22 protein-coding genes and 3 pseudogenes are annotated in these 23,739 nt (G+C 69.3%); 15 read left to right on the top strand and 10 right to left on the bottom strand.

Annotation, left to right across the window (positions count from 1 at the left end):
* Positions 1-285: 285 nt before the first annotated feature.
* Positions 286-864 (bottom strand): TetR/AcrR family transcriptional regulator, encoded by a 579-nt coding sequence (locus ACZ4VT_RS24560; protein WP_467952704.1) that lies wholly within the window; start codon positions 862-864, stop codon positions 286-288.
* A gap of 90 nt (positions 865-954) precedes the next feature.
* Between ACZ4VT_RS24560 and ACZ4VT_RS24555 the strand changes: the two genes are divergently transcribed.
* Positions 955-1,401 (top strand): anthrone oxygenase family protein, encoded by a 447-nt coding sequence (locus ACZ4VT_RS24555; protein ID WP_467952702.1) that lies wholly within the window; start codon positions 955-957, stop codon positions 1,399-1,401.
* A gap of 179 nt (positions 1,402-1,580) precedes the next feature.
* Positions 1,581-2,006, top strand: a complete 426-nt coding sequence (locus tag ACZ4VT_RS24550; protein ID WP_467952701.1) for a DUF4267 domain-containing protein — start codon at positions 1,581-1,583, stop codon at positions 2,004-2,006.
* A gap of 198 nt (positions 2,007-2,204) precedes the next feature.
* Here ACZ4VT_RS24550 and ACZ4VT_RS24545 read toward each other — a convergent pair whose 3' ends face one another.
* Positions 2,205-2,498 carry a hypothetical protein gene (locus ACZ4VT_RS24545; RefSeq protein ID WP_467952699.1) on the bottom strand — a complete coding sequence of 98 codons (294 nt, stop codon included), beginning with the start codon at positions 2,496-2,498 and terminating at the stop codon, positions 2,205-2,207.
* Positions 2,499-2,759: 261 nt separating this feature from the next.
* On the opposite strand from ACZ4VT_RS24545, the gene ACZ4VT_RS24540 reads away from it, so the two are divergent.
* The 3 genes from ACZ4VT_RS24540 (at position 2,760) to ACZ4VT_RS24530 (ending at position 4,668) form a co-directional block, all read left to right on the top strand.
* Complete coding sequence (locus ACZ4VT_RS24540) at positions 2,760-3,941, top strand: endonuclease domain-containing protein (RefSeq protein WP_467952697.1); 1,182 nt, start codon at positions 2,760-2,762, stop codon at positions 3,939-3,941.
* 111 nt (positions 3,942-4,052) lie between these two features.
* Positions 4,053-4,466 carry a hypothetical protein gene (locus ACZ4VT_RS24535; RefSeq protein WP_467952696.1) on the top strand — a complete coding sequence of 138 codons (414 nt, stop codon included), beginning with the start codon at positions 4,053-4,055 and terminating at the stop codon, positions 4,464-4,466.
* Positions 4,467-4,590: 124 nt separating this feature from the next.
* Entirely contained in the window at positions 4,591-4,668 is a 78-nt protein-coding gene (locus tag ACZ4VT_RS24530) for a DUF6420 family protein (protein ID WP_467952782.1), read from the top strand.
* A gap of 79 nt (positions 4,669-4,747) precedes the next feature.
* On the opposite strand, the gene ACZ4VT_RS24525 is transcribed toward ACZ4VT_RS24530, so the two are convergent.
* The 4 genes and pseudogenes from ACZ4VT_RS24525 to ACZ4VT_RS24510 all read right to left on the bottom strand — a co-directional run bounded on the left by ACZ4VT_RS24525 (position 4,748) and on the right by ACZ4VT_RS24510 (position 8,567).
* Positions 4,748-5,005, bottom strand: coding sequence for a hypothetical protein (locus ACZ4VT_RS24525; RefSeq protein WP_467952694.1), 258 nt, complete (start codon positions 5,003-5,005; stop codon positions 4,748-4,750).
* 452 nt (positions 5,006-5,457) lie between these two features.
* Complete coding sequence (locus ACZ4VT_RS24520; protein ID WP_467952692.1) at positions 5,458-6,165, bottom strand: hypothetical protein; 708 nt, start codon at positions 6,163-6,165, stop codon at positions 5,458-5,460.
* A 767-nt stretch (positions 6,166-6,932) separates the two neighbouring features.
* Complete coding sequence (locus ACZ4VT_RS24515; protein WP_467952691.1) at positions 6,933-7,766, bottom strand: tetratricopeptide repeat protein; 834 nt, start codon at positions 7,764-7,766, stop codon at positions 6,933-6,935.
* 211 nt (positions 7,767-7,977) lie between these two features.
* Positions 7,978-8,567: pseudogene (locus ACZ4VT_RS24510) on the bottom strand (hypothetical protein).
* A gap of 602 nt (positions 8,568-9,169) precedes the next feature.
* Between ACZ4VT_RS24510 and ACZ4VT_RS24505 the strand changes: the two are divergent.
* The 5 genes and pseudogenes from ACZ4VT_RS24505 to ACZ4VT_RS24485 form a co-directional block, all read left to right on the top strand.
* Entirely contained in the window at positions 9,170-9,592 is a 423-nt protein-coding gene (locus tag ACZ4VT_RS24505) for an SseB family protein (RefSeq protein ID WP_467952689.1), read from the top strand.
* Positions 9,592-10,155: a hypothetical protein gene (locus ACZ4VT_RS24500; protein ID WP_467952687.1), complete on the top strand. Its 564-nt coding sequence runs from the start codon at positions 9,592-9,594 to the stop codon at positions 10,153-10,155. Before ACZ4VT_RS24505 ends, ACZ4VT_RS24500 begins: the two co-directional genes overlap by 1 nt.
* Positions 10,155-14,771, top strand: coding sequence for a putative T7SS-secreted protein (locus ACZ4VT_RS24495; RefSeq protein ID WP_467952685.1), 4,617 nt, complete (start codon positions 10,155-10,157; stop codon positions 14,769-14,771). The genes ACZ4VT_RS24500 and ACZ4VT_RS24495 overlap by 1 nt, the downstream gene beginning before the upstream one ends.
* 7 nt (positions 14,772-14,778) lie before the next feature.
* Complete coding sequence (locus ACZ4VT_RS24490) at positions 14,779-15,264, top strand: hypothetical protein (protein WP_467952683.1); 486 nt, start codon at positions 14,779-14,781, stop codon at positions 15,262-15,264.
* 48 nt (positions 15,265-15,312) lie between these two features.
* Positions 15,313-15,513: pseudogene (locus ACZ4VT_RS24485) on the top strand (HNH endonuclease); the annotation flags it as partial.
* A 123-nt stretch (positions 15,514-15,636) separates the two neighbouring features.
* Here ACZ4VT_RS24485 and ACZ4VT_RS24480 read toward each other — a convergent pair.
* From ACZ4VT_RS24480 to ACZ4VT_RS24470, 3 genes are all read right to left on the bottom strand, one after another.
* Complete coding sequence (locus ACZ4VT_RS24480) at positions 15,637-15,873, bottom strand: DUF6207 family protein (RefSeq protein ID WP_467952681.1); 237 nt, start codon at positions 15,871-15,873, stop codon at positions 15,637-15,639.
* 827 nt (positions 15,874-16,700) lie between these two features.
* Positions 16,701-16,859 (bottom strand): hypothetical protein, encoded by a 159-nt coding sequence (locus tag ACZ4VT_RS24475; protein ID WP_467952679.1) that lies wholly within the window; start codon positions 16,857-16,859, stop codon positions 16,701-16,703.
* Positions 16,856-17,026: a DUF2399 domain-containing protein gene (locus tag ACZ4VT_RS24470; protein ID WP_467952678.1), complete on the bottom strand. Its 171-nt coding sequence runs from the start codon at positions 17,024-17,026 to the stop codon at positions 16,856-16,858. The genes ACZ4VT_RS24475 and ACZ4VT_RS24470 overlap by 4 nt, the downstream gene beginning before the upstream one ends.
* A 113-nt stretch (positions 17,027-17,139) precedes the next feature.
* Between ACZ4VT_RS24470 and ACZ4VT_RS24465 the strand changes: the two genes are divergently transcribed.
* Both ACZ4VT_RS24465 and ACZ4VT_RS24460 read left to right on the top strand, forming a co-directional pair.
* Positions 17,140-17,487: a CU044_2847 family protein gene (locus ACZ4VT_RS24465; RefSeq protein WP_467952676.1), complete on the top strand. Its 348-nt coding sequence runs from the start codon at positions 17,140-17,142 to the stop codon at positions 17,485-17,487.
* 4 nt (positions 17,488-17,491) lie between these two features.
* Positions 17,492-21,637 (top strand): nSTAND1 domain-containing NTPase, encoded by a 4,146-nt coding sequence (locus ACZ4VT_RS24460; RefSeq protein ID WP_467952675.1) that lies wholly within the window; start codon positions 17,492-17,494, stop codon positions 21,635-21,637.
* A gap of 43 nt (positions 21,638-21,680) precedes the next feature.
* On the opposite strand, the gene ACZ4VT_RS24455 is transcribed toward ACZ4VT_RS24460, so the two are convergent.
* Positions 21,681-22,031 carry a hypothetical protein gene (locus ACZ4VT_RS24455; RefSeq protein WP_467952673.1) on the bottom strand — a complete coding sequence of 117 codons (351 nt, stop codon included), beginning with the start codon at positions 22,029-22,031 and terminating at the stop codon, positions 21,681-21,683.
* Positions 22,032-22,102: 71 nt separating this feature from the next.
* Between ACZ4VT_RS24455 and ACZ4VT_RS24450 the strand changes: the two genes are divergently transcribed.
* The 3 genes and pseudogenes from ACZ4VT_RS24450 to ACZ4VT_RS24440 all read left to right on the top strand — a co-directional run.
* Complete coding sequence (locus ACZ4VT_RS24450; protein WP_467952672.1) at positions 22,103-22,240, top strand: hypothetical protein; 138 nt, start codon at positions 22,103-22,105, stop codon at positions 22,238-22,240.
* 150 nt (positions 22,241-22,390) lie between these two features.
* Positions 22,391-22,990, top strand: a complete 600-nt coding sequence (locus ACZ4VT_RS24445) for a hypothetical protein (protein WP_467952670.1) — start codon at positions 22,391-22,393, stop codon at positions 22,988-22,990.
* 37 nt (positions 22,991-23,027) lie between these two features.
* Positions 23,028-23,357: pseudogene (locus ACZ4VT_RS24440) on the top strand (hypothetical protein); the annotation flags it as partial.
* Between the last annotated feature and the right edge of the window lie 382 nt (positions 23,358-23,739).

Raw genomic sequence — 23,739 nt, 5'->3', positions numbered from 1 at the left:
ACCGCTGGATCGAACCGGAGAAGTCCACCGGCGGCGGACACGGCGCCTCGGCTCCCGTCCTCACCCTGCAGCCGGCCGCGCCCGGAGCGCGCCGGTCACCCCCGGCTCCAACCCCGCGGCCGAACCCACCACCGCGGCCATGGCCTCCCACACGGCCTCCTCGTCGCAGTCCGGCACGGGGGTCTCCTCGCGCTGACGACTATGGGGGCTTGAGGAAAGGGGGCAGCGTCACACCGCTGCCCACTCCGAAGCGAGGTGGGCCGGCGCTGCCGGCGCAATGGTGTGTCAGACCATGGAGAGCCGGTCCACCAGCAGTTCCACCCTCTGCTCGGTGTCCTGCGGCGGCAGTCGTCCGGCTCGGGTCAGGGTGGCCAGCCCGTGCAGGGCCGCCCAGAACGTCTCGGTGAACAGCCCCGGGTCGACGCCGTCCCCGGCGACCTCGCCGAGGCACTCCAGCAGCGCGGCGAAAGCGTCCTTGAGAGGCTCCGGGGTGTCCTCCTGCGCGTACGCCAGGCCGCCGTCGAGCTGGAAGATGGCGTCGTAGACCGCCGGGTTGCGTGCGGCGAAGTCGAGGTAGGCGCGGGCGAGGGCGGACACCCGCTCGCGCGGGCCGCCTGCGGCGGCGGTCGCGGCACGCACCGCCGCGGCCAGCTCGGCGGCGCCCTCCAGGGCGACGGCGCCGATGATCTCCCGTTTGCCGCGGAAATGGCTGTAGAGGACGGGCTGGCTGTATTCGATGCGCTCGGCGAGCCGGCGGGTGGTGACCGCGTCCCACCCCTGCTGCTCGGCGAGTTCGCGGGCCGTCGCCACGATGAGGCGCTCGCGTTCCGCCCGTTCGCGCTGCTTGCGTTCCTGTACCGACATGATTCGATCCTAGCACCGCTAGACAATCAAGCGGCAGTAGTACTAGCGTTGCCCCATCAGTTAGCAACGCTAGATGCGAGAGAGGCCGTCATGCTCAACGCACTCGAGGTGTTCACCACCGTGGTCGTCGGCGTGATGGTGGGGGTGGAGTTCTCCGTCGCCTTCGTCATCAACCCGATCCTCAGCGCCCTCCCGGAGGACAGCGGTCAACTCGGCCGCGCTCACGGGGGCCGGATGCTCGGCGCCGTGATGCCCGTCTGGTACATCACCTCGCTCGCGCTCGTCGCGGCCTGGGCCATCGCCGGACGGCACCACCACCCCACCGGCCTCGTCGTCACCGCCGGCGCACTGCTGCTCCTCAGCGTGGTCATGTCGATTCTGCTGCTCGTCCCGATCAACAACCGGACCAAGACGTGGACCCCCGAGAACCGGCCCGCCGACTGGAAGGAGCAGATGAACCGCTGGGACCGCTTCCACTACGTCCGCGTCGCCGTCATCATCGCCGCCTTCGCCCTGCTCGTCACAGCCCTCGCCTGAGCCCGCACGCCACTCCCGCACCGCAGCGCACGCCCCCCGCTCCCCGCCCGCCAGCGGGCCCTCGAACTCCCGACATCCGGGTCGGTCAGCCGCGTCCGCGCGGCCTGATCAGGCCCCACACGACTCGGCAAGCTCCACGAAGCTCACCAAACTGACGAAGACTCGCATGGAGAAGATCAATGTCGCTGAAGAAGATCAACACCGTCCTGGCCGCCGCCTTCATTCTCTTCATCCTCTGGTTCGGGACGGAGTACATCCTGAGCCCGGAGACAACGGCGCCCGGCTACGGCCTGCCGAGCTGGCCGCCCGGCGACGGCGGCGGCTTCCTGATCATCAAGGGAATCCGCGACGTCGTCCTGGCCCTGGTCCTGGGCATCCTGCTGGTGACGGGTCACCGCCGGGCGCTGGGCTGGGCGCTGCTGGTGGAAGCATTCGCCGCGTACGGCGACATGACCAACGTGCTGGCCCACCACGGCTCCGTGGCCACCGCACTCGGCGTCCACGGCCTGACCGCGACACTGATGGTGGTCAACGGCCTGCTGATCATGCGCGAGACCCGCAACGCCGCGGCCGCTCCGGCAACGCCCGCCCCGCAGCCCGCCTGACGCCACCTTGGCGCGTGTCGGTGCCGGTGCGGTGCTCACTGTCGTCGGGGAGCCGCTCGACGACGGCCCGGGCCCGGGACGCCACCGGCTTGGCGAGGGCGAGCGCGGTGGCGCGCCGGGGCTGTCCGAGCGGCGCTTTTGCGAGTGGTGATCCGGTTTGCGGCGGGGTGTTTTGCGGCTACCTGGTGCAGGTTTCGGTCAGTGCCGTGGCGTGCTTCGTGCACTGTCGGGGGTGCGTGCTGGGCTGCATTCGACGATTTCTCGTGCGGCCTTCAGTTTGCTGGGGTGGTCGCCGATCAGTCTGGTGGTGATGAGCACTGCGTTCATGAGGGGGACGCCTTGGTCCTTCAGGTGCTGCTGGACGGTGTCCATGTCGATGCCTGCCGCGAGGAGGGCTCTGCATTCATCGATGCGGTCGGCTGCCTGCTGTGCCGGCTCGGGGGACAGCCCGCTGATTGAGGCGAGCAGTTCTTCTGCGGTGGGACTCGGCATGGTGGGGATCTTCCCAGAGGATCGTCCGCGGGCTCCATGGGATTTCAGCTGCCTCACCTACCGGGCCCAGCCGATGCCGAGTTCGGCGAGTGGGGCGCGCTGTGACGATGGCGGATGCTTGCGAGGAGCCGTCCGAAGGCCCCGAGTCGGTGTAGGAACCCGGCACCCGTGCTCGACCATGCCAAAAAGCTTCCTTCCGAACCAACCCTTACTGAGGTTGCAGGGCCCCCGGTTGTCAGTGGTGGGTGCAAGGCTGGCGGGGTGATCACTCCACAGCTGGCTGCGGCATGCCTGGCCGATGAGATGAGGCGCTGTCCCATTCCTCTGGCGCCCGGCCGCTTCCAGTACAGGTACAACCGGGACGCCAGGCATGACTTCGTCTTCTTCGGTCACCAGCCGGTCCGCGCGTACAAGCAGTCCAACCGGTGGATGTTTCATGAGCCTGAGGTCCGGGCCGCCGGGCGTGCCATTGCCGCCCTGTCATGGGACCCGGACGACTTGGTCGACCCCCGTTCAGGCGGCCCCAGCACGCAGGGCGGAAGTCTTCTCGAGCCCACAGGGTGGCGGGCCCGTATTCATGGGTTGGTCGACGCCCGTACCGCACACGATCAGAGCGGCTGCTCATGCGACACCCGGTGGGGATACGGGCACGAGAAGAGCTGGAGCCTGCGGTGCGGCCTGACCGAGGACACCCTGCGCCAGCAGTACAGCGAGTACACGATGGCCTGCGTACTGCCCGTGCCTGCCCTGGTGTGGACGAAGGACACATGGATGATTCCGCGGACGCTCGCAGTCATCCTCGACGGCCGCGATGAGACCGAGGAGGCCCTCGGCCGCGCGCCCACCCCCTGCAAGGTCTGCGGGACCATGGTCACCGACCCTGGCCGGCGCGCGGCAACCACCGGCGGCAGACAAACGCTGTGCCCAACCTGCGCGCAGACCACACTGCTCAGCTATGGCGGGCAGTTCCAGGGCAGGATCTACTCCAGGATCCGTGAGAGCGGACCCCGGGCCGAGGACTACCTGTGCCTGCTGTGCGCCCCCCCGCGCTCGGCCGCTGCCTGGGACCACTGCCACGACCACGGCCTGGTCCGCGGCCCCCTGTGCGGCAGCTGCAACACCATGGAAGGCCATGGCAAGGAGTTCTTGACCCTCAAGGGAAGCACGGCACATCTCCTGCGGTGCACACAATGCCGCACCCGCCGAACTCTGCCCACGAACCACCGACTCGCCGCACTGCGCCGACATCTCCACCGCGAACAGGCACCACAAGGCCGGGACTGCCCGCTGCACATGTGCGTCCAGCTCGCCGAAGAAGACGACGGCGGATACAACTACACAATCATGTGCGCGGACAGGACGCAGTCCTCTCACCTGTCTGCGAAAGATTCAGCCGTCATTCAGGCACAGGCAGTGAGGGAAGGGCTCTCATCCCCGTTCTAGCACTGCAAGAGACGGGTAACAGAGGGGCTCCGCATCACCCGCGCCAGCGACCTCACCCCCAGCCAGGTGAGGTCAGGACTGGCCGCCCTCAGAGACGTCATCACGGCAGGGATGGCCCCGCTGCGCTGGCCCGACGAGATCAGATCCGCCTCCCAGGTGCCCGTCCCCGAGGTGGCCGTCACCGACGACGAGGTGGACGCGGCCGTCCAGCTCGCCGAAACCCTCACCGGCGGCGACATCGGGGAACTGCGCGACGAATACCGGGATGCGCTGGAGGAAGTCATCGCCCTGAAGACCGCAGGGAACCAGCCGGCGCCCGCCAAGCAGCCGGCGCCCGCCTCGGCGGAGGTCGTCGACCTCATGGCCATGCTCGAGCAGTCCGTCCAGGACGCGAAACCCACCCGCGGTGAACCCGCCACCGTGCACCCGATGCCCGCCGAAAAGGCGACGACGGCCAGGAAGAAGACCAGCGCTGCCGCCTCGAAGAAGGCCACCGCGAAGGGGAAGCCGCGCCGGAGCGCCTGACTCACCGGAGGGGAACCACGGTGTTTCCTGCCCGGTGGTACATCCACTGGAGCTGGGTGAGTGCGGACGAGAACCAGGAGCACGAGCTCGTCGCCGACCACCGCGCGAGGGAGACGAGTACCTGATGACCACCGAGCACCGCGGCGTCGCCGACCCGTACACCGAGTACGACGGTCTTCCCGCCCTGCACGCCACCGCGTAGAACCGGTTCTCGCCGGTGGGCGGCTCACCCGGGTCAGGTAGGACCCGCCGTCCGGGAGGGGCGCTCCGACCTGTGCCCGTCAGAGGGCTTCGAGCAGGCCGCCCAGGGTGAGGACGGTCCCGCCCAGAGCGATCACCGTGCCCACGAGCCGGTAGAACCCGGCGGATGCCACCCGCCTGGCCGGACCCAGATCCCCGCGGGCGTGCATCGCGAGTTCGGCGTTGGCCGCAGCCCAGCGTTCCAGCGAGGCGGCGGAGCCGCGGATGTTCAGTGAGACCCAGCCGCCCGCGGCGAAGAGAGTGAGTCCGACGGTCAGCAGGACGAGGGCCGTGCTCAAGGTGCCTCCGCATGTGGTGATGAACGTCCGGAGGCTAGCAAGTGCTGCCGGCCGGGGCAGCGGAGGGTCCGGCTGATTCGGGCGGTGAGGTCAATGCCCTCTTTCGCTCTTATGGAGACTGTGGAGAAGGGCCTCAAGTCCGTCCAACCCATCAAGGGCGCCGCCGTCCGCGACGACGGCAGGTAGGCCCACCCCGGCGGGCTCCTGCCAAGGGCCGCGAAGTTTCACCACCGCCGCAAGTCCGCTACTGATTGCGTCCCTAGGGGTCGATCTGTGCAGCCTTCCCTACCCCCGGTTACCGCCTCTGGGGTGGACCGGACCTCGGTTCCCGACGTCATTGCCGCGCCCTGCCGCGGCCGAGGGCGGCGATGTTACCCGGCCCCTCCACTCCGGTTCGGCCAGATGTTCTGCCGCACCGGCAAGGGCGCGTCGCCAGGGTGGGGCCGGGCACGTCAGCCAGTAGCGCCCGGGTCGTAGACGTCCTTGTCGGCCGGAACGTCCACATGTACCGGCTGGTTGATGCCGGTGAAGGCGAGATCGAGCGCGTTCGGGCCGCTGGTGGTCGCCTTGAGCAGATACGGCTCGCCCTGGGTAGCCACGAGGAAGACCCCGGCGGCCGTGTTGACCGTGACCGCCTCCTGCCCGTCGATCCGGGTCAGCCCGCCCTTCTCCGCGCCCGGGATGCCGTACAAATCCCTGAGCAGGCCGTCCCGGTCGCACAGGCTGGCCAGTCCCTTCATGGAGGGGGCCGAGGCCTCCATGCGCATCCAGCGGCCCGACATCTCCTTGCGGACCTGGCCCGCCTGATCCTCGGACATTCCCTGCGTCTGGGTGTGGATGAAGGCCTCGTCCCCCCGGACGAACACGTGATCCCGGGTGCGGATCACTTCGATGTTGCCGCCGCTCTGGGCCGACAGCGTGCCCTTGCATTCGCCGGTCCCGCTGATCGACAGGTTCACCTGCGTGGGCAGGCCCGGGCCGGGTGACTTCCCGCTGACGGTGAACGAGGACGCGCCGCGCAGCGCGGTCAAGGACTCGTCCAGCACCTTGGATGCCGGTCGGCCGGGAAACGGGTCGGACGACTTGGGCAGGCATCCCGTGAGCCCGAGTGCCGCGGCGCCGGCGAGGGCGGCGGCGGTCAGGCGGTGAGCGGTGCGCATCGGGACTCTCTTCAAATGGGGAGTGGATCGGGAGGAGAGTACGGGGCGTCCGGGAGGCGGACCTGGTCGGGGTGGGCCTGTCGAGCCGGGCCGTTGTGGCACCGAAACCTGCACCCCCACGAAGGAGCTGTCCCGTTACTCCTGTCCGCAGCGCCCTACTTCGGCCAGCTTGACGGCTGCTGGCAGAATGCTGGTCATGACTGCATACCGAAAGGCCTATGCCGCGTAGACGGCCAGGTGCGCTTCGCACCCAACACCTTGGGCGGCCGCGAAGGTGGGACAAGCCGCCACCGGCACGGATCCACGGGCTCTCTGCCCGCACGAGCACCGCGATCCACCGCGTCGAAGAGCTCGGCTCCAGCTTCCTCTACCCGGGTGCCATCGACCTGGCACTGCGACGGTATAAAGCCTTCCTGGGGCCTCCAGGCCGTCGCCCCCTCTACCCGCAGGCCGAAGAGTGTGGCTGCCCGAGCCACGCCCTCGACGATGTCAGGCACGCCCGCGATCTCCTCGAAGCGGTCCTTGCCCACCTGCCACCTCGGGCTCGCGCTGAGCTGAGGCACCGAATAATGGCCCTGGACCGGGTGTTCCTCAAGCGCACTCTGCCTGACCCCTTTGCCGATCGGCGGCCCTGGAACGGTGTGTGGTGGTACCACCGCCTGCATACACCCCGTGGTGGGTAGCGCAACCTCACCCGGCGGTTGAGGCCTTCGCCAGGTCGTTGTGGCCGCTCGCCCGCATGGGGCGATGCAGGGCGGCGCGGCTGCTCAGGCGCTGTCGTCGATGCGAGCGAGCAAGGTGTGGGCCTCGGTGGTCCGGCGGTGGTCCGGTCCGAAGGCGGCCAGGCAGGCGTCTTGGGCGGCTGTGACCAGCAACCGGGCCTCGGTGCCACGCCCCAGGCCGAGAAGGGCGGTGGCCGTGGCCAGCTCGACAGCGCCGGTTTCCGGGCGGCGCTGCTCCTGGGGCAGACGACGGGCCAGTTCCTCGGCGCGCTCCGCCTCGGCGAGAGCCTCCTCGTGGCGGTCCTGGCCATTGAGGCTACGGGCCAGAGCGAGACGCAGGACCAGGGTGAAGCGGTCCGGTATGCGATGGGCGGCCAGTGCTTCGCGTGCCAGCAACTCTGCCTCCGAATGACGGCCCAGCGCGGTAAGGGCGTAGATCTGCCCGTTGCGGGCGGCCGTTGCTATGAGCGGCATGTCCGGCCCTGTGCCGCGGGCTGCGATCTGGGCGACGGCCGCGCACTCTGCCTCGCATTCGGCGTACCGGGCGAGTGAGCTCAGCGCCTGGGCGCGGTCCGAGCGCAGTTTGAGGGTCTGCGGGTGTTCGGCGCCGAAGATCCTGCCGGCGACCGGCAGCAGTGCGTCGTATGTGGTGACGGCATCGGCATGGCGGCCTTGAGCGCCCGCAGCGAGCGCGGCGATACCCAGTGCCAACGGCGCGAACGCGTCATTGCGCGATCGGGACCGGGACGCAGCCACGGAGCGTGCCTCGGCCTCAGCCTCCGCATAACGCCCCGCCCCGTACAGGGCCGTGGCCTGGGTCAAAGGGGTTCTCGTCGTGCGACCGGCTTCGTTGTGGCTGCGCCACCGAAAGAGTTTCATGCCCGGAGCATACGAATGCCGCCACACCCACGCGGCGAGGGTTGGTGTGCCGGCTTGGGCCCGCAGGAGGTCGGCGCGTGACCTCACCGCGGCCAAGTTGAACACTCGCGGGCCGTGTGTCCTTTGACATCCAAGTCGTTTAAAGTACTGCCTGACCTGGGTGGACTAGGTGCGGTGGCAATATGCGCGAGTCTGCCATCCCGGCGTCCGCTCAGTCCTCGATATGGAGCACCGGGCGGGTCCAGAGGGTGAGGTCGCTGCTGGTGGCGACTGCAGGGTGAGACCGGACGGGGAAAAACCGGCAGCGCGCAGCTCTGAGTATTCGGAATGGAAGACGTGCCACCAGGTGCCTCCAGCCGGTCCTTTGTGTGCTCCGCCGTCGGCAGAGAGGATGACGCGGTCATGGGGCCATTCGGGACTGACGATGTCCAGCGTCCAACCGTCCGGGGTGGTGCTGTGCAGACCGCCGCCGAAGAGGCCGGCGATGCGGACCGGGGTCCCTGCGACTGGACCGAGGCCGGGGCAGGCGAGGTCCCGGTGTGCGTCGGGGGTGCTGGTGGCGGGATCGGGATCCCGGTCGCGTGCGATCTTCTCGCCGGTGACCGCATCGAAGAGTCCGTGGCCGTCGCTGGATACGACCATGACGAGGTCGTGTCTGGTGTCCGGATGGACCGCGAAGCCGATGCCGAGCAGGCCGCCGGGGGTCCTGCGGTCCAGGACTGGCTGCCAGGGCGCTGGAACCGGCATGACGGGGGCAGCAAGGTAGCGATCGCGTAGGCGCTGCTGGTACTCGGTGATCAACCTGTCTCCTTGGTGCAGAACGGCCTAGGTTCGCTGGCCAAAAAGCCGCAACGACTGAGTTCGCTGTCAAAACGCCTCGATTGGATGACAACGGACACCGAGGTCAGGTGTCCTGCGCCATCGGACCTTGTGTCGCCACCGACAGGACCCGACGCTCCGGAAGCGAGGCCCCTGGTCGCGATGGCACCCATGAACGAGGTATGCCCTGCGTGACCTTGCCCGTCCTGCCCGGACCTCTGGCACGGCCCTTCGCGGGCCGTGCCAGGGATTCGCCGCAGGCCCGCGAGCCGTCAAACCTGACCGCAACCCTTGCCACGGTCGTTCGACAGACAGAGCAGGCCAGGGGGCGGTAGATGACAGCGCGCAGGAGCGAGTGTGAGAACACCGAACGAGCTGTGAAACGGTGCGTCCCGCCCGAGCCGGGGGCGGCTCTCCCTGCGCGTAAACCGGTTCCTGGGCCAGGTGGTGAGGGGGCGAGGGCTGGCCCTGACTGATATTCGGCCGACTGTTGGAGACATGGCAGAGATCCCCCTGAAGGCGGAGCAAACACCCAAGTTAAGGTTCCTTCCAGGGCGCTGAACAGCACTTGGGGGATGAGGAACATGGAATTGAGCGTGGAGATAGCAGCCGTCCGGGATGGCAGGGGTGATCCGGCGCGGCTGATGGGTGAGTTCCGCCGGGCTGTATTGATTGTGCCCCTCGCCGTCCCTGCTGACGGTTCCGCCGCCTCCGCCGATTCCCATGGCGGCCTGATGTCCGCCGTCCGGGGCGGTATTCGCTGGCTGTACGCGTTCACGGACGAGGAGGCACTGGCCCGGTTCGCCGAGGCGCGTGGCGCCGCCGACCGGGAGTGGCCGTACCTCTCCATTCTGGGCGCGCGACTCGTTGATGCCGTGGTCCCGATGGTCGACGGCCCTGCGGGCATAGCCGTCAACGTCGCCGACCAGGTCGGCTCGATCTTCTTCCCGCCGGTTGCGGGGATCGTCCCTGACGCGTGCGCCGTCGACGCCGTGGACGTGGCCTGATGGCGGGCGACGGGGACCTTGAGGTCTCACCGACAGCGGTCAAGAACATCCAGAACGGGCTGCGCGCGGCGATCTCGGAGCTGCGTGAGTCCTCGGATGCCGCCGGCGCCTCGCAGGGCGCTGGCTTCAGCGACCTGTCGATGACAGGAATGGAAGCCGGGCACGCCGGGCTGGCCACCGACTTCGAAGACTTCTGCGAGCGCTGGGAGTGGGGTGTACGCAGCCTCGTGCAGGATGCGAGCACGCTCGCCCAGTCCCTCGGGATCGCCGCGGGCACGGTCTGGGAGGAGGACCAGTACATGCAGGGTGCCTTCAAGGTGGTCGTGAACTCCGCGTACGGCAATCCCTATGCCAGTGAGGACGACATCGAGAAGAAGGCCTGGGGAGACCTCTTCCGGTGGGACGTCTACAAGCCGGACTACAGCGACGAGTCGTTCGAGAAGAGCGACAAGGACATCAAGGAGACCTGGTCGGAGACCAAGGACACGGTGACCTCCACCGGCAGGGTGCGTTCCTTGAGGGATCTGCTGGACCAGGTGGACGGCAACGGGATCGGTAACTGATGGGCTGGAGTGACTTCATACCCGACCCGGTCGAGGACTTTGCCGAGGACTTTGTCGAGGAAGCCGGCGACTCCATCGAGCGGATCGGAAAGAAGACGGCCGGCCTGGCGGAGAAGGTAGGCCTCGACGACGCCGGCGACTGGATCCGGGACAAGAGCCGATCCGCCGCCAACCGGCTCGGCGCGGACGTGGAGGAACTCGAGCTGGGCCAGACAGAGGACCCGAAGAAGCTGGTCTACGGCAGCGTGGCCAAGATACGGGCTCAGGTATCGCACCTGAACGACTTCACGGCATCCTTCGAGCAGGTCGGCAACGGTCTGAAGGGCATCGGGGAGCCCGACGGTCTCAAGGGCAAGTCGGCGGATGCTTTCCGGACGGCGGTGGCCAAGGAGCCGCCGCGCTGGTTCCAGGCCGCTGAAGCCTTCGGCAAGGCCGCCGACGCCATGGGCCGCTTCGCCGAGACGGTGGAGTGGGCGCAGGGGCAGGCGAAGGAGGCCCTGGCGGACTACAACCACGCGAAGAAGGTCTCAGCAGACGCTCGCGACGCCTACAGCAAGCAGGCCGAGGCCTACAACGATGCGGTGAAGGCGAAGAAGGACCACCTGCCACCGAGGCCGGTCGACCCCGAAGACTTCGACGACCCCGGAAAGCCCCTGATCGCCGCAGCCCAGGACAAACTCACCAGCGCCCGCAAGCAGCGCAACGAAGTCGCGGAGACGGTCCGTACGGCCGTTTGCGCGGCCCGCGACAAGGCCCCGAGGAAGCCCTCGTACGCGGAGCAGCTCAGTGACGGCATGGACTACTTCGACCTCGCGAAGACGCACCTTGTGGGTGGTGTCCTCAAGGGCACGGCCGGCACACTCAACTTCGCCCGCGGGCTCAACCCGCTCGACCTCTACAACATCACGCACCCCGCCGAATTTCGGACCAACCTGAACTCGACGGCCGCAGGGCTGATCACCATGGCCAACGACCCGTGGGGCGCGGGCAAGCAGATGCTCGACGAGTTCATGAAGGACTCGAACGAGGGCGTGGGCAGGATGATTCCGGACTTCCTCGGCGGCAAGGGAATGGGTGCCGGGCGAAGGCTCGGCTCAGAGGCGAAGCACCTGGACGACACGAAGCCGGGCGGCAGCCGCGAGGATCACGAGAAGGATCCGAACCACAACAGCAACCAGTGTGGCGACAACGTCTGCGACGGCGACCCGGTGGACATGGCGACCGGCCGTATGCTGCTGCCGCAGACGGACATCACCCTTCCCGGATCGATGCCCCTCGTTTTCCAGCGCAACTTCGACTCCTCACGCCGCTCGGGTCGCTGGTTCGGTCCGACCTGGTCGAGCACGGTGGACCAGCGGCTGGAGATCGACGCGAAAGGCGTGGTCTTCAGCTGCGACGAGGGCAGCCTGCTGGCGTACCCCCACCCGGCCCCCGGCATCCCGGTTCTGCCGATGCACGGCCGACAGTGGCCGCTGGACCGGGTCCAGGGCGGCTACACCCTGACAGATCCCAACACCGGCAGGGTCTGGCACTTCGTCGATCACAGCGACGAGCTCGCGCTCCTGGCCCAGATCGAAGACCGCAACGGCCGCTGGATCAGCTTCGAACACGACGAAGCGGGCGCCCCGACGTCGATCGTCCACCACGGCGGCTACCACCTGAAGCTCACCACGAGCGAGGGGCGGGTGACGGCCCTCCACCTCGCGGGAGCGGCCGCGGACGGCAGCGACCAGGAGATCCTCCGCTACGGCTACACCGACGGGCACCTGACCGCGGTCACCAATTCCTCCGGCCGCCCGCTGCGCTTCGACTGCGACGTGCACGGCCGTATCACCGCGTGGACCGACACCAACGGCAACCACTACGACTACGTCTACGACGACCACGATCGCTGCACCTACCAGTCCGGCGTCAACGGCCACGTCGAATCCCGGTTCACTTGGGGCGAGACCGATCCCGACACCGGCTTGAGGACGACGTCCATCACCGATGGCCTCGGGCACACGAAGCAGTTCGTTGTCGACGGGCGCTCCCGGATCGTCGCCGAGATCGATGCCCTGGGCGGGACCACCCGCTTCGAGTACGACCGCCACAACCGTTTTCTCTCCCGTACCGATCCACTCGGCAACGTGGAACGATTCACCTTCGACGAGGCCGGCCGTCTCACCACCGTGGTCAGGCCGGACGGACGGACCCTGAGCGCGGAGTACGACACGTCCGGACGGCCCGTGCGCACGGTGAGCGCCGATGGAGCGGTGACCCGCCAGACCTTCGACGACCGCGGCAACCGCACCTCCGTCACCACCCCGTCCGGCGCCACGACCCACTTCAACTACGAGGAGTCGGGCAACCTCGTCTCCGTCACGGACGCTTTCGGCCATGTCACCGTCGTCCGCAGTGACGGGGCCGGCCTGGAGGTCGAGCTGACCGACCCCCTCGGCGCGACGACACGGATCGCACGCGACGGATTCGGTCGGCCGGTCTCCTTCACGGACGCGTTGGGCTATTCGGCCCGGTTCCAGTGGACGGTGGAGGGGCATCTCGCCCGTCGCGTCGAGGCGGACGGCACCGAACACTCCTGGACATACGACGGCGAGGGCAACTGCACCAGCCACACTGATGCGCTGGGCGGGATCACCACCTACGAGTACGCCGACTTCGACCTTCCCGCTTCTCGCACCGGCCCGGACGGGCTCGCGTACCGGTTCACCCACGACACCAACCTCCGGCTGACGCAGGTCACTAACCCACAGGGTCTCGTCTGGCAGTACGAGTACGACCCTGTCGGGCGGCTCGTCACCGAGACCGATTTCGACCAGCGGACCATCTCCTACGGCTACGACCCGGCGGGCAGGCTGATCGCGCGTACGAACGGCATGGGCCAGAGCATCGGGTTCGAGTACAACCCTCTCGGGCAGGTCGTCCGCAAGGACGCCGCGGGGGCCGTTACCACGTTCGAGTACGACGTCTTCGACGAACTCGCCGTGGCGACGACCCCTGAGGTCACCCTCACGCGCCTGCGCGACCGCCACGGACGTCTCGTGGCCGAGACCGTCGACGGCCGGACGCTCGCCTTCGAATACGACCTCCTCGGCCGCCGAACCGGCAGGAAGACACCGAGCGGCGCCGTCAGCTCCTGGACCTACGACCCGGCCGGACGACCGGAATCGCTCACTGCCGCTGGCCGCACGATGACCTTCGAACGCGACGCGCTCGGCCAGGAGGTGATGCGCCGCGTCGGGGAAGCGGTCACGCTGTCACACGGCTACGACGTGATGGGCCGCCTGACCGAGCAGGGCGTCAGCAGCCACGGACGCTCGCTCCAGCGCCGCGGCTACGCCTACCGGGCGGACGGTAACCTGATCGGCATCGACGACGAACTCGCCGGGCGTCGTCGCTTTGACCTCGACGCGGCCGGCCGGGTCACGGCGGTTCGGGCCGAGGGCTGGACCGAGCGGTACACCTACGACGCGGTCGGCAACCAGACCGATGCCTCATGGCCAGAAACGCACGCGCAGCAGGACGCGGCAGGCCCCCGCTCCTACAGCGGCACGCAGATCACCCGCGCTGGGAATGTCCGCTACGAGCGCGACGCCCAAGGCCGGATCGTCCTCCGGCAGAAGACCCGCCTGTCACGGAAAGCCGATACCTGGCACTACACATGGGACGCCGAGGACCGGCTGACCTCCGTCACCACACCGGACGGCTCCGTGTGGTGTTACTGGTACGACGCCCTGGGCCGCCGTGTGTCCAAGCAGCGCCTGGCCGACAGCGGCCCCTCGATCGTCGAGCGGGTGTCGTTCGTCTGGGACGACAGCCTGCTGTGCGAACAGACGACCACGAGCGCGGCCCTGCCGCACCCTGTGGCGCTCACGTGGGACCACGACGGCTTGCATCCGCTCGCCCAGACGGAGCGCATCCTCGGACCTGACGCACCACGGGAACTGGTTGCCGAGCGGTTCTTCTCCATTGTCACCGACCTGATCGGCACGCCGAGTGAACTGATCGACGATGAGGGCAATCTGGCCTGGCGCATGCGCAGCACCTTGTGGGGCACGACCACGTGGGCCGCGACCAGTGCGACCTATACCCCTCTCCGGTTCCCGGGCCAGTACTTCGACCCGGAGACGGGCCTGCATTACAACTATTTCCGGCACTACGACCCGGAGGTGGCGCAATACCTGACACCGGATCCTTTGGGCCTGGCTCCTGCACCCACACCTCGGTCCTACGTGTCCAACCCTCACACCTGGTCCGATCCGCTCGGCCTCAAACCGTGCAAGAAGAAGACCGAGGATCTCAACTGGAACGAGAAGAGTCGACCCACCTTCGGGCATACATTCAGTGAGCACGGAGCGGGAACGAAGATGACACAGAGCCTCACGGACCGTGCCCGCTCCACAGGCACTGACCAAGGGCAGTGGCTGGACAACTCCAAGGCCGTAGAGTTTCTGAAGGCGCATCACGATCCGGATGGCGGCGTACGCGAAGTACCGATCCCACCGGGAATGGGGCAGGTCATCAAACCCGATGGTTCGATCGTGGAACCGACCCACGTCCGCATGGTTCCCAAACCTGACGGAACCTATAAAACAGCCTTCCCCATAGTGAAGTGATGGTGAAATGAGCATGAAGATGTCCCTCACGTCCCCCTCGGTGGAATTGGCTCCCGACCTGGTGGAAATCGAATTCTCCGATAGCGACTACGAGTCGCTCGCGATGGATGCATGCCAGCTGCTCTCGGAAACCGATGCACGCTTCCTCGTTTCGGGGTTCGGCCAAGAAGAATGGCCGGTGAGTGTTTCGTACGACCTCTCATCGGTTATCGAGCAGCTCCCCCAGGCGATCGACAATCTGCAGTCGGGCCGTTCCGCCGAGATCGACCTCTACGGGCAGGGCATCGAACGGCGCCTGACCTTCACGCCCACCGGGGATACCACGGAGATCCGCTGCGTCTCGGGCACCGCGTGGCGCCCGGATCCGGAGGTGGAGGTCCTGTCGCGGGCGGCAGCGCTCGAACTTCTCGCCGGCTTGGCCGCCGATTTTGGGTCCGCGCTGCGACGTGCCGCTCCCGAGCTCGCGATGAGAACGCCTTTCGGGAAATGGTAGCCGGGACTGAAGCCGAAGGGCCGCTTTCCCGGATCATCCGGATAACCGGCCCGTTTGAACCGGTCGAAGGCGGACCAGGACCCGGCGCAGTGGCTGCCTCCGTCCGCAGACGCGGTGTGCCGGTACGGGGCCGAGTGGACCGCGACGAAGCTCCGCTGGGGTCTCGCTGTCGATGAGCTGGAGCGGGACCGGCTGGAGATCGCAGCCGGCTGCGGCGGCACCGACGTGGAGTTCACCCCCGCCCCGTAGCGATGTCGACGGACTGAAGGCTGCCACCCTGTCGGTCGGGGTGGCAGCCCCATCGCCAGGCCCCGAGGTGCGAGCGGGGCGGCCGTGGCCGGTACCCAGTCTCGCCAGGGACGGGGCGGGACGTCACCACAGGGCCCTGGCTCCTTCCTCCAAATCCTCCTCGGTGCAGGGGTAGCCGCCCTCGTCCGGTTTCCGGCTGACGTCCGCGTACACCAGCACCTGCACCTCGGCCTCGCCCGGGGTGCGGCGCAGCCGGCACGGGCCGCTGGAGAGGAACAGCTCGGAGATCCGCTGCGCAGCTGCGACTGCGGCCGACTCGTGGCCTTGGATCTCGATCGTGATGACGTTCTCGGCGTTCATGTCCTCGGCAACCGGCCTGCCGTGGAAGCGGTTTCGCTCGTGAGCCAGGTGCACCCCATCGAGTGCTCCAGATCAGGGCCCGCTGCCCGTGCGATCTCTCGGTTTGGTGGCAGTGGTGTGAGAGACAGTGGAGTGTGGGTGTGTTGTTGCTGGTAGGGGGCTGTTTCGGGGGGTGGGGGCACTGTCTTGGAGGTGAGAGATCGGTGGGGGATCGCTGTCGGGGGCCTTTATCGCGGCAGGTATGACGCTGTCTCAGTTTCGTGAGTTCTGATCCACCGGCTGGCGGGTGGTTGGTGTGATCGGCGGGTGGATGAAGGAATGCAGCCGCCGGCGTGGTCGGGCGGGGATACGGGGGCTGCTTTGCCGGCCGTATCGGTCCGGGCGTTGCGGGGGCCGGCAGTACGTCGTCTGTTGGCTCTGCGCCGGGAAGGGAAGCTCACCACCCGGCATGTCGGATGGCGGCGGACGCTTTGGGGGTGCGGGAGCGGGCGGTGTGGCGGTGGCTGGCCGCGGCTGAACAGGACGCAGCTGCGGCTGCGGCGCCGGGGGAGTGGTATCACGGGCGGTTCACGGTCACTGCGGAGGTGCGGGCTCTGCTCGGGCTGTGGAAGGGGAACGTCGCCGCTGTCCATCGTGAGTTGACCGCCCGCGCGGCCCGGGGGGAGGGTGATTTCCCTCCGTCGGTTCCGACGCTGCATCGCGCGATCCGGCGTGATCTGACGCCGGGGGAGCGGGCGGGGGCTTGCCGGTGGTGAGCGTGAGGCCCGCAAGCATGATGTGTTCCTGGCCCGGCCGCGGGGATGGCGGAACCAGGTCTGGGAGGCCGATCACGTCCAGGTCCCGGTCCTGGTCGATGTAGAGGGCACCGCGCGTCGGCCGTGGGTCACCTGGTTCGTGGACTCGGTGTCGGGCAGGCGCGCGATGTCCGGCACGGTGGGGCAGAGCGGGCCGGCGTGAAGGCTCTTGGCGTACGCCTCCGCGTTCATCGCGAGGGGCGTGCACTGGGAACAGTGTCGAGGACAGCGCGTACGTGCTGGATTCCGGCGTTGTCGATGTCGGCGCGCACCGCGATGCGCCAGCCGCTGGCTGCGATGCGGGTGAGTGCGTGGAGTTCGGCGGGTGAGGGGGTTCCGACGGGGCACAGCAGCCGCACGGTGCGCCCAGATGTCCGGAGGCGTACAGCCTAATCCCGGATGCGCTCCCCGGCGGGGCGGACGAGGCTTATGGGGATCCCATCGTGGGCCTTTCAGCGTTGCAGGAGGAGCCGTGGCACCTCTGGCCCGGATTCCTCTGGACGGCGGGGGCTTCGTGCTGATCGAGGCCCCGGCCGCCCCGGACGGACCTGTCAAGGCCGGTCGCATCAGCGACGCCATTCGCGATCTGCCGGGGAGCCTCGAAGACGCCCTCGAACCGGTCACCCGGGCCGCGCGCGCCGCACTCGAACAACTGCGCAAGGCGGGGCCCGACGAGATCACCGTCGAGTTCGGAGTCGACCTCGCGGTCGAGGCCGGGGCCGTGATCACCAAGACGGGCGCCCACTGCCACCTGATCGTGACGGTCAGATGGGAGCAGACCGGGTCCGTCCGGCGCGGCCCGGGCGAGAGGGAGGGCTGATCCGGTGGAAGCTGACCGTACGTCGAGACTGCCCCTGGCCGTCGCACAGATCCTCGGCCCGGACGGGGAGGTCGCGGGGGCCGGTTTCCTTGTCACCGCGGACGTCCTGGTCACCTGCGCGCATGTGGTCCGGGCCGCAGGAGGCAGCCCCGGCGACAGTGTGACGCTCGTCTTCCCGCATGCGGCAGGCGCTGCTCGGTCCGAGGGCCGGGTCATGGCGGAAGCGTGGCGCGAGCCGGGGGAGGAGGACGTGGCCCTCATCCGGCTTCCCGCCGTACCGCCGGGGACGGCCCCGCTCCCGCTGGGCACCGCGGCAGGGTCCCAGGGCCATCAGGTGCGCTCGTTCGGATTCCCCACCCAGGCCCCACGGGAGGGGCACTTCGGCTTCGGCGTATCCGGTGACCTGCTGCCCGCCACCGCGCACAGGGGTGCGCATCTTCAGCTGACCGGGGCGAACGACCTCACCACAGGGTTCAGCGGAGGGCCGGTCCTGGACGAGGTGACCGGCCTGGTCATCGGCATGCTCACCGAGATCACCGCTCCCGACGAGCACAAACGGGGGCAGGGCATCGCCTACGTCACGCCCACCCAGGTGCTGCGGGAGACCTGGCCGGAACTCGCGGAGCGGGAGGTGTGCCCGTACCGGGGGCTGGAGCCGTTCACGGCGGAGTACGCCCAGTGGTTCGAGGGGCGGCAGGACGCGGTGGAACAGGTGCTCGCAAACCTGGCCCGGCAGCACGGCCTGACCCTGCTGCTCGGACCATCAGGTTCGGGTAAATCGTCGCTGATCCAGGCAGGTGTGCTGCGGGCGCTGGCCGCCGGCGCGCTGGCGGGCAGCGACCACTGGCTACCCGTCCTCGTCCGGCCGCGGCAGGACCTGCCGGCAGAGCTGGAACGCGCCGGCCTGGCCGGGGCCGCCACCGACGGGATCACCGCGGCAGTCAGCCGCCGACTCGCGGCCGAACCCAGCCGTCAGCGCGTCGTGCTGGTCATCGACCAGTTCGAAGAGCTCCTCACCCAGTCGGCCACCCCCCTTGGCGTCGCGGACCAGATCACCGCGGCGGTCACCTCGAACACCGAGCTCCACGTGATCCTGATCATGCGCGACGATTTCTACCCACAGCTGGCCGCCTCGGCCCCGGGACTGCTGGAAGCCGCCATGCCGGGACTTCTCAACGTGCCGGGCACCCTGAGCAGACAGGACCTGCACGACATCATCACCCTGCCCGCCCAGGACGTGGGACTCCACTTCCAGACCGGGCTGCCCGAGCAAATCATCTCCGACGTCCTGGCCACCACCCCCGAAGGGGCATCAGCCCGCCAGGCACCCGTCACCGTACTCCCGCTGGTAGAACTCACGCTCAGTCAGCTGTGGCAGCGGCGCGCGGACGGGTACCTCACGCACGACGCCTACCAGCGGATCGGAGCGGTGACAGGAAGCCTGACCACCTGGTGCGACACCGCCCTCGGCCAACTGTCCCCTGAGCAGCGACCCATCGCGCAGCGCGTCCTGACCTCCCTGGTACGACCCGCCGACCGGGCCCACAACGTTCCCGCGATCCGCGCGCAGATCCCGCTCGACGAACTGCGCGACCTGGCATCCGACCCCGAGGGCGGGGCCGCCGACGCCGTCATCGCCACCCTCACGCAGCACCGCATCATCACCACCCAGACGCTCCAGGCGCCCGAGCATCCCGACGCGCACGACGCACCGCCCGGCCGCCCGGTGGCCGAGCTGATCCACGACGCCCTCATCCGTGACTGGGGCGCGCTGCGCGACTGGGTCGGCCAAGACCACCGGTTCCAGCAGTGGCTCGACCGTACCCGCGAACGCAAGTCCCGTTATACCGAGGGAAACGATCCGGGAGACCTGCTCGGCGGAACCGCCCTCGCCGAAGGCATGGAATGGTCGCATCAGCGACGCCTACCGGGAGACATCGCGGCCTACCTCACGGCCAGCAGGCAACGCCAGCAGGCCGGGATCCGGCGCAGCAGACGCCTCAACGCGATCCTGGCCGCCTTGCTCGTCGTGGCCGTCCTGGCGGGAGGGTTCGCATTCCTGCAGCGCCGGACCGCCGTCGCCCAGCAGCGACAGGCCCTTTCCAGGCAACTCGCCGCGGAGTCCAGCACGCTCATCCGCACCAACCCGGAACTCGCCTCCCTCCTCGCCGTTCAGGCATACCGCACCGACGACACCCCCGAGTCCGCGGCCGCCCTGCACACCGCCGCAGCGCTCCCCCTGCACCGACGCCTCTCCGACCACGCCAGCACCGTCGCATCGGTGGCGTTCAGTCCTGACGGACGCACCCTCGCCACCGCCAGCGCTGACAAGACCGCCCGCCTGTGGGATCTGGCCGCAGGCCGGACACGTGCCGTGCTGCACGGGCACACCGACGAGGTGTGGGCGGTGGCGTACAGTCCCGACGGTCGCACCCTGCTCACCGGCAGCACCGACGGAACCGCCCGGCTGTGGGACACGGCCACCGGCGCGACGCGGACCATCCTGCGCGGGCACACCGGTCCCGTGTGGGCGGTGGCGTTCAGCCCTGACGGCCACACCCTCGCCACGGCGAGCGACGACAAGACCGCCCGCCTGTGGGACGTCACCACGGGTACGGAGCGCACCGTGCTGCGCGGACACACCGACAAGCTGTGGGGGGTGGCGTTCAGCCCTGACGGCCGCACCCTCGCCACGGCGAGCGACGACAAGACCGCCCGCCTGTGGGACGTCACCGCGGGTACGGAGCGCACCGCGCTGCGTGGACACACCGACGAGGTGAACGCAGTGGCCTTCGGTCCCGATGGCCGCACCCTCGTCACCGGCAGCACGGACAGGACCGCTCGGCTGTGGGACGTCGCGTCCGGGGCGACCCGCACCACTCTGAGCGGCCACACCGGGCCCGTGTACGCGGTGGCGTTCAGCCCTGACGGCCGTACGGTCGCCACCGGCAGCGTCGACAAGACCGCCCGGCTGTGGGACGCGGCAGCAGGCATCACACGCAGCACCCTGAGCGGGCACACCGACGAAGTGCATTCGCTCGCGTTCAGCCCCGACGGCCGCACGCTCGCGACCAGCGGGACCGACAAGACCGTGCGCCTGTGGGAGGTGGCCGCGGGTCGGACGCGCAGAACGCTGAGCGGCCACACCGACGAGGTGAACGCGGTGGCCTTCAGCCGCGACGGCCGTACGCTTGCCACGGCCGCCGACGACAAGACCGTGCGCCTGTGGGACGTCACAGCGGGTAGGGAGCGCAGCGTGCTGCGCGGGCACACGGCCCCGGTGTGGTCGATCGCGTTCAGCCCCGACGGGCGCACCCTCGCCACCAGCAGCGACGACAAGACAGCCCGCCTGTGGGACGTGACGACGGGTAGGGAGCGCACCGTGCTGCGCGGGCACACCGGCGAGATGAACGGGGTGGCGTTCAGTCCCGATGGACGTACGGTCGCCACCGGCAGCGACGACAAGACAGCCCGCCTGTGGGACGTGACGACGGGTAGGGAGCGCACCGTGCTGCGCGGGCACGACGACAAGGTGTACGCGGTGGCGTTCAGCCCCGATGGACGTACGGTCGCCACCAGCAGCCCCGACAAGACAGCCCGCCTGTGGGACGTGACAACGGGTAGGGAGCGCACCGTGCTGCGCGGGCACACCGCTCCGGTGTGGTCGGTCGCGTTCAGCCCCGACGGGCGCACCCTCGCCACCGGCAGCGACGACAGCACCGCGCGCCTGTGGGACGTCCGGGAGGGCAGAACGCGCAGCACGCTGACCGGTCACACCGACGAAATCAACGCCGTCGCGTTCAGCCCCGACGGGCGTACGGTCGCCACCGGCAGCGACGACTACACCGCGCGCCTGTGGGACGTGGGTGAAGGCGCCACGCGCATCACTCTGACCGGTCACACCGACGAGGTGTGGTCGGTGGCGTTCAGCCCCGACGGACGCATCCTCGCCACGGGCAGCGACGACAAGACCGCGAGGCTCTGGAACGTGGTGCTGCCCGAACCCGCCGCGGAGATCGAGAGGATCTGCCGGGCCGTCGGCCGCGACCTCACCCCGGAGGAATTGGCGGCGTACCTGCCGGACCGGCCGGCCCGCTCGGCATGCCCCCAGGCAGGACCCCCTTCCGGCGCCCGGCAGCGCGGCGCCTGAAAGTCCGACCGCTGCGGGCGGCTTCGCCGCCGGCTCCTCGGAGTCAGCAGCAACGGAGACGGGGGAAGCGGACGAGCGGGAGCAGGCGCACGGGGAGGCCCTGGAGGAGAACGCGCGCCGCGAGGAGGCCGCTGCCCGCCAGGCAGCTCGGGAGGCCGCCGCGGCCGCCGAGGCTGAGGAGACCGCCGCACTGGATGCCGCCGCGGCCCGGCCGGTTGTCCCTGCCCCCCTCCATGCCGCCCACGACCAGGACCCCTCCGACCCCGAGGCCGACGCCTTCCCGGCCGAGGAGGACCCGTTTACTCCCGGCCACTTCGAGAACGAACCCGTTCTTGAGGCCCCCGTGCCGGACGTCACCGCCGACGTCCAGGAGCAGCAGGCGGCCGCTCCGCACCGTGGTCGCTGGCGCACCCGACGCCCTATACGAGGCGGCGAAGGCCGCCCTGGCTTCCTAGGCCCAGGCCGGTGGCCATCATCCGCCAGGACCATATGATCCACGCGTACCACATCGAGCCGGAGGACCTCTCCAACTACATCACTCCGCGGGACGGCAAGGACACCGCGAAGTGGCGGACCCCGAAAAGGGACGAAGTGAATGAGTAGCCGCAGCGGTATCCCCGCGATCCTGCACCCGGCTGGCCGGGCTACCGCGCCGAGCCGTCCTACGACCCCGGCCAGAGCCGGGTCTTCCCGGCCCCGCTGCCGGCGGAGCTGCGGGCGCTCGGCAACGACGTCCGGGCGGCCGACTGGCCGGTGCGGCTCGCCTTCCGCAACTCCCGGACCGAGCTGCTCGACACGCTCTGCCGCTGGCAGACCCTGCGCGCGCTGGCGTACGTGCACCTGCTGGCCGCCCGCACGGGGGACGAGCGGCTGCCGGCCGACCTGAGGGTGGTTCCCGACCCGGAGGCGGTCGGCGATCCGGGCCTGCCCGCGCTGCTGGCGAGGCTGGAGCATGCCGCCGCCGGCCTCCCGGCGGACCTGCTGGACGCGATCGTCTGCGACAGCGGCGGGCTGCTCGCCGACAATCGGTTCGCGGCATCGGTGCTGGCCGCCGGGCTCACCGCCGATTCCCGGCCGGGGGACCCGGACGAGGCGGTCTCCCGCGCCGTGGTGCTCACCAGCTACTGGTACGAGGTCCCCGGGCTGCGCGGCGCGCTGGCCCTGGCGTGGAGCGCGAACCTGTTCGTCCGCTCCTGGCTGGGGTGGTCCCAGCGGTTCGTGTACGGCGACCCGGCGGGAGGCATCGGCATCACCTCCGACCCCCGCCCGCCCCGCCCGGCGGCGTCCGCCCTCCCGAAGTGGGCGGAGCCCCTGCTGGACCGCATCGAGCAGGGTCCGGGGGCAGCCTCGTGACCTGGGCCGGCTTCGTCGTGAACGACAAGCCCTTCGCGCCGTACACGGCGAGGCTGGCCCACTCGCACTCGGGCTGCCGGAGCTGGTGCGGCTGTGCCTCGTGGCGCCGTGGTGGCGGGACGCTCCTGGTCGGACGGCCGAAGAACTCCGTGCGGTCGCTGACGAGTACCGGGAGGACCTGCCCGACCTCGACCGGCGACGCGACCGCGCGGCCCGGGTGCTCGGTCTCGATCCGGCCGGACTGCCGTCCGAGGTGGTGGTCCTGGCCCGGCTGGTGGAGGTCTCCCAGGGGCCGCTTGCGGCGGCCTGCCTCGTCGTCGGGTACGAGGGCCAGCCGCTCGACCCCCTGTTCGGTGCTGGCCCCGACCGACCGACCGACCGGGCCGCACCGCAGCCGGCAGGCCAGCGGCGAGCGGTCCCCTCGGCACTGTGCCACCCGGCCAGGAGGCGAGACTGTGGGGGAGTAGGCGGTCGAGGAGGGCCTGGTCGGGCGGGCGGTGTGCGGTGAACGGGACGTACAGGCCGCAGACGGCGTGTTTGTAGACGGGGGCCGGGGCGGGCAGGCCCAGGGCGATGCAGACATCGAGTCGCTGGTCGAAGTGGCGGAACCACTGTCGCTACTCCTCCGCGAGGCTTCCGACGGCCGGCCAGCGCCGGTAGAGGGTGTCCCGGGCGAGGATGAAGGGGGTGGGGCTGGTCCGGTAGGCGGAGGTGACCGCGCCAGGTCGGGGGACCTATTGGTAGACGGG

The organism is Streptomyces sp. NPDC029164 (assembly GCF_055563995.1).
The sequence above is the reverse complement of the archived record's forward strand: the minus strand, read 5'-3'. Positions and strand labels throughout refer to the sequence as shown.

Excerpts from the sequence above, each read along its gene's own strand:
- ACZ4VT_RS24560 (WP_467952704.1), bottom strand. The coding sequence starts at position 864 with ATGTCGGTACAGGAACGCAAGCAGCGCGAACGGGCGGAACGCGAGCGC.
- ACZ4VT_RS24555 (WP_467952702.1), top strand. The coding sequence starts at position 955 with ATGCTCAACGCACTCGAGGTGTTCACCACCGTGGTCGTCGGCGTGATG.
- ACZ4VT_RS24550 (WP_467952701.1), top strand. The coding sequence starts at position 1,581 with ATGTCGCTGAAGAAGATCAACACCGTCCTGGCCGCCGCCTTCATTCTC.
- ACZ4VT_RS24545 (WP_467952699.1), bottom strand. The coding sequence starts at position 2,498 with ATGCCGAGTCCCACCGCAGAAGAACTGCTCGCCTCAATCAGCGGGCTG.
- ACZ4VT_RS24535 (WP_467952696.1), top strand. The coding sequence starts at position 4,053 with ATGGCCCCGCTGCGCTGGCCCGACGAGATCAGATCCGCCTCCCAGGTG.
- ACZ4VT_RS24530 (WP_467952782.1), top strand. The coding sequence starts at position 4,591 with ATGACCACCGAGCACCGCGGCGTCGCCGACCCGTACACCGAGTACGAC.
- ACZ4VT_RS24520 (WP_467952692.1), bottom strand. The coding sequence starts at position 6,165 with ATGCGCACCGCTCACCGCCTGACCGCCGCCGCCCTCGCCGGCGCCGCG.
- ACZ4VT_RS24515 (WP_467952691.1), bottom strand. The coding sequence starts at position 7,766 with ATGAAACTCTTTCGGTGGCGCAGCCACAACGAAGCCGGTCGCACGACG.
- ACZ4VT_RS24505 (WP_467952689.1), top strand. The coding sequence starts at position 9,170 with ATGGAATTGAGCGTGGAGATAGCAGCCGTCCGGGATGGCAGGGGTGAT.
- ACZ4VT_RS24500 (WP_467952687.1), top strand. The coding sequence starts at position 9,592 with ATGGCGGGCGACGGGGACCTTGAGGTCTCACCGACAGCGGTCAAGAAC.
- ACZ4VT_RS24495 (WP_467952685.1), top strand. The coding sequence starts at position 10,155 with ATGGGCTGGAGTGACTTCATACCCGACCCGGTCGAGGACTTTGCCGAG.
- ACZ4VT_RS24490 (WP_467952683.1), top strand. The coding sequence starts at position 14,779 with ATGAGCATGAAGATGTCCCTCACGTCCCCCTCGGTGGAATTGGCTCCC.
- ACZ4VT_RS24480 (WP_467952681.1), bottom strand. The coding sequence starts at position 15,873 with ATGAACGCCGAGAACGTCATCACGATCGAGATCCAAGGCCACGAGTCG.
- ACZ4VT_RS24475 (WP_467952679.1), bottom strand. The coding sequence starts at position 16,859 with ATGAACGCGGAGGCGTACGCCAAGAGCCTTCACGCCGGCCCGCTCTGC.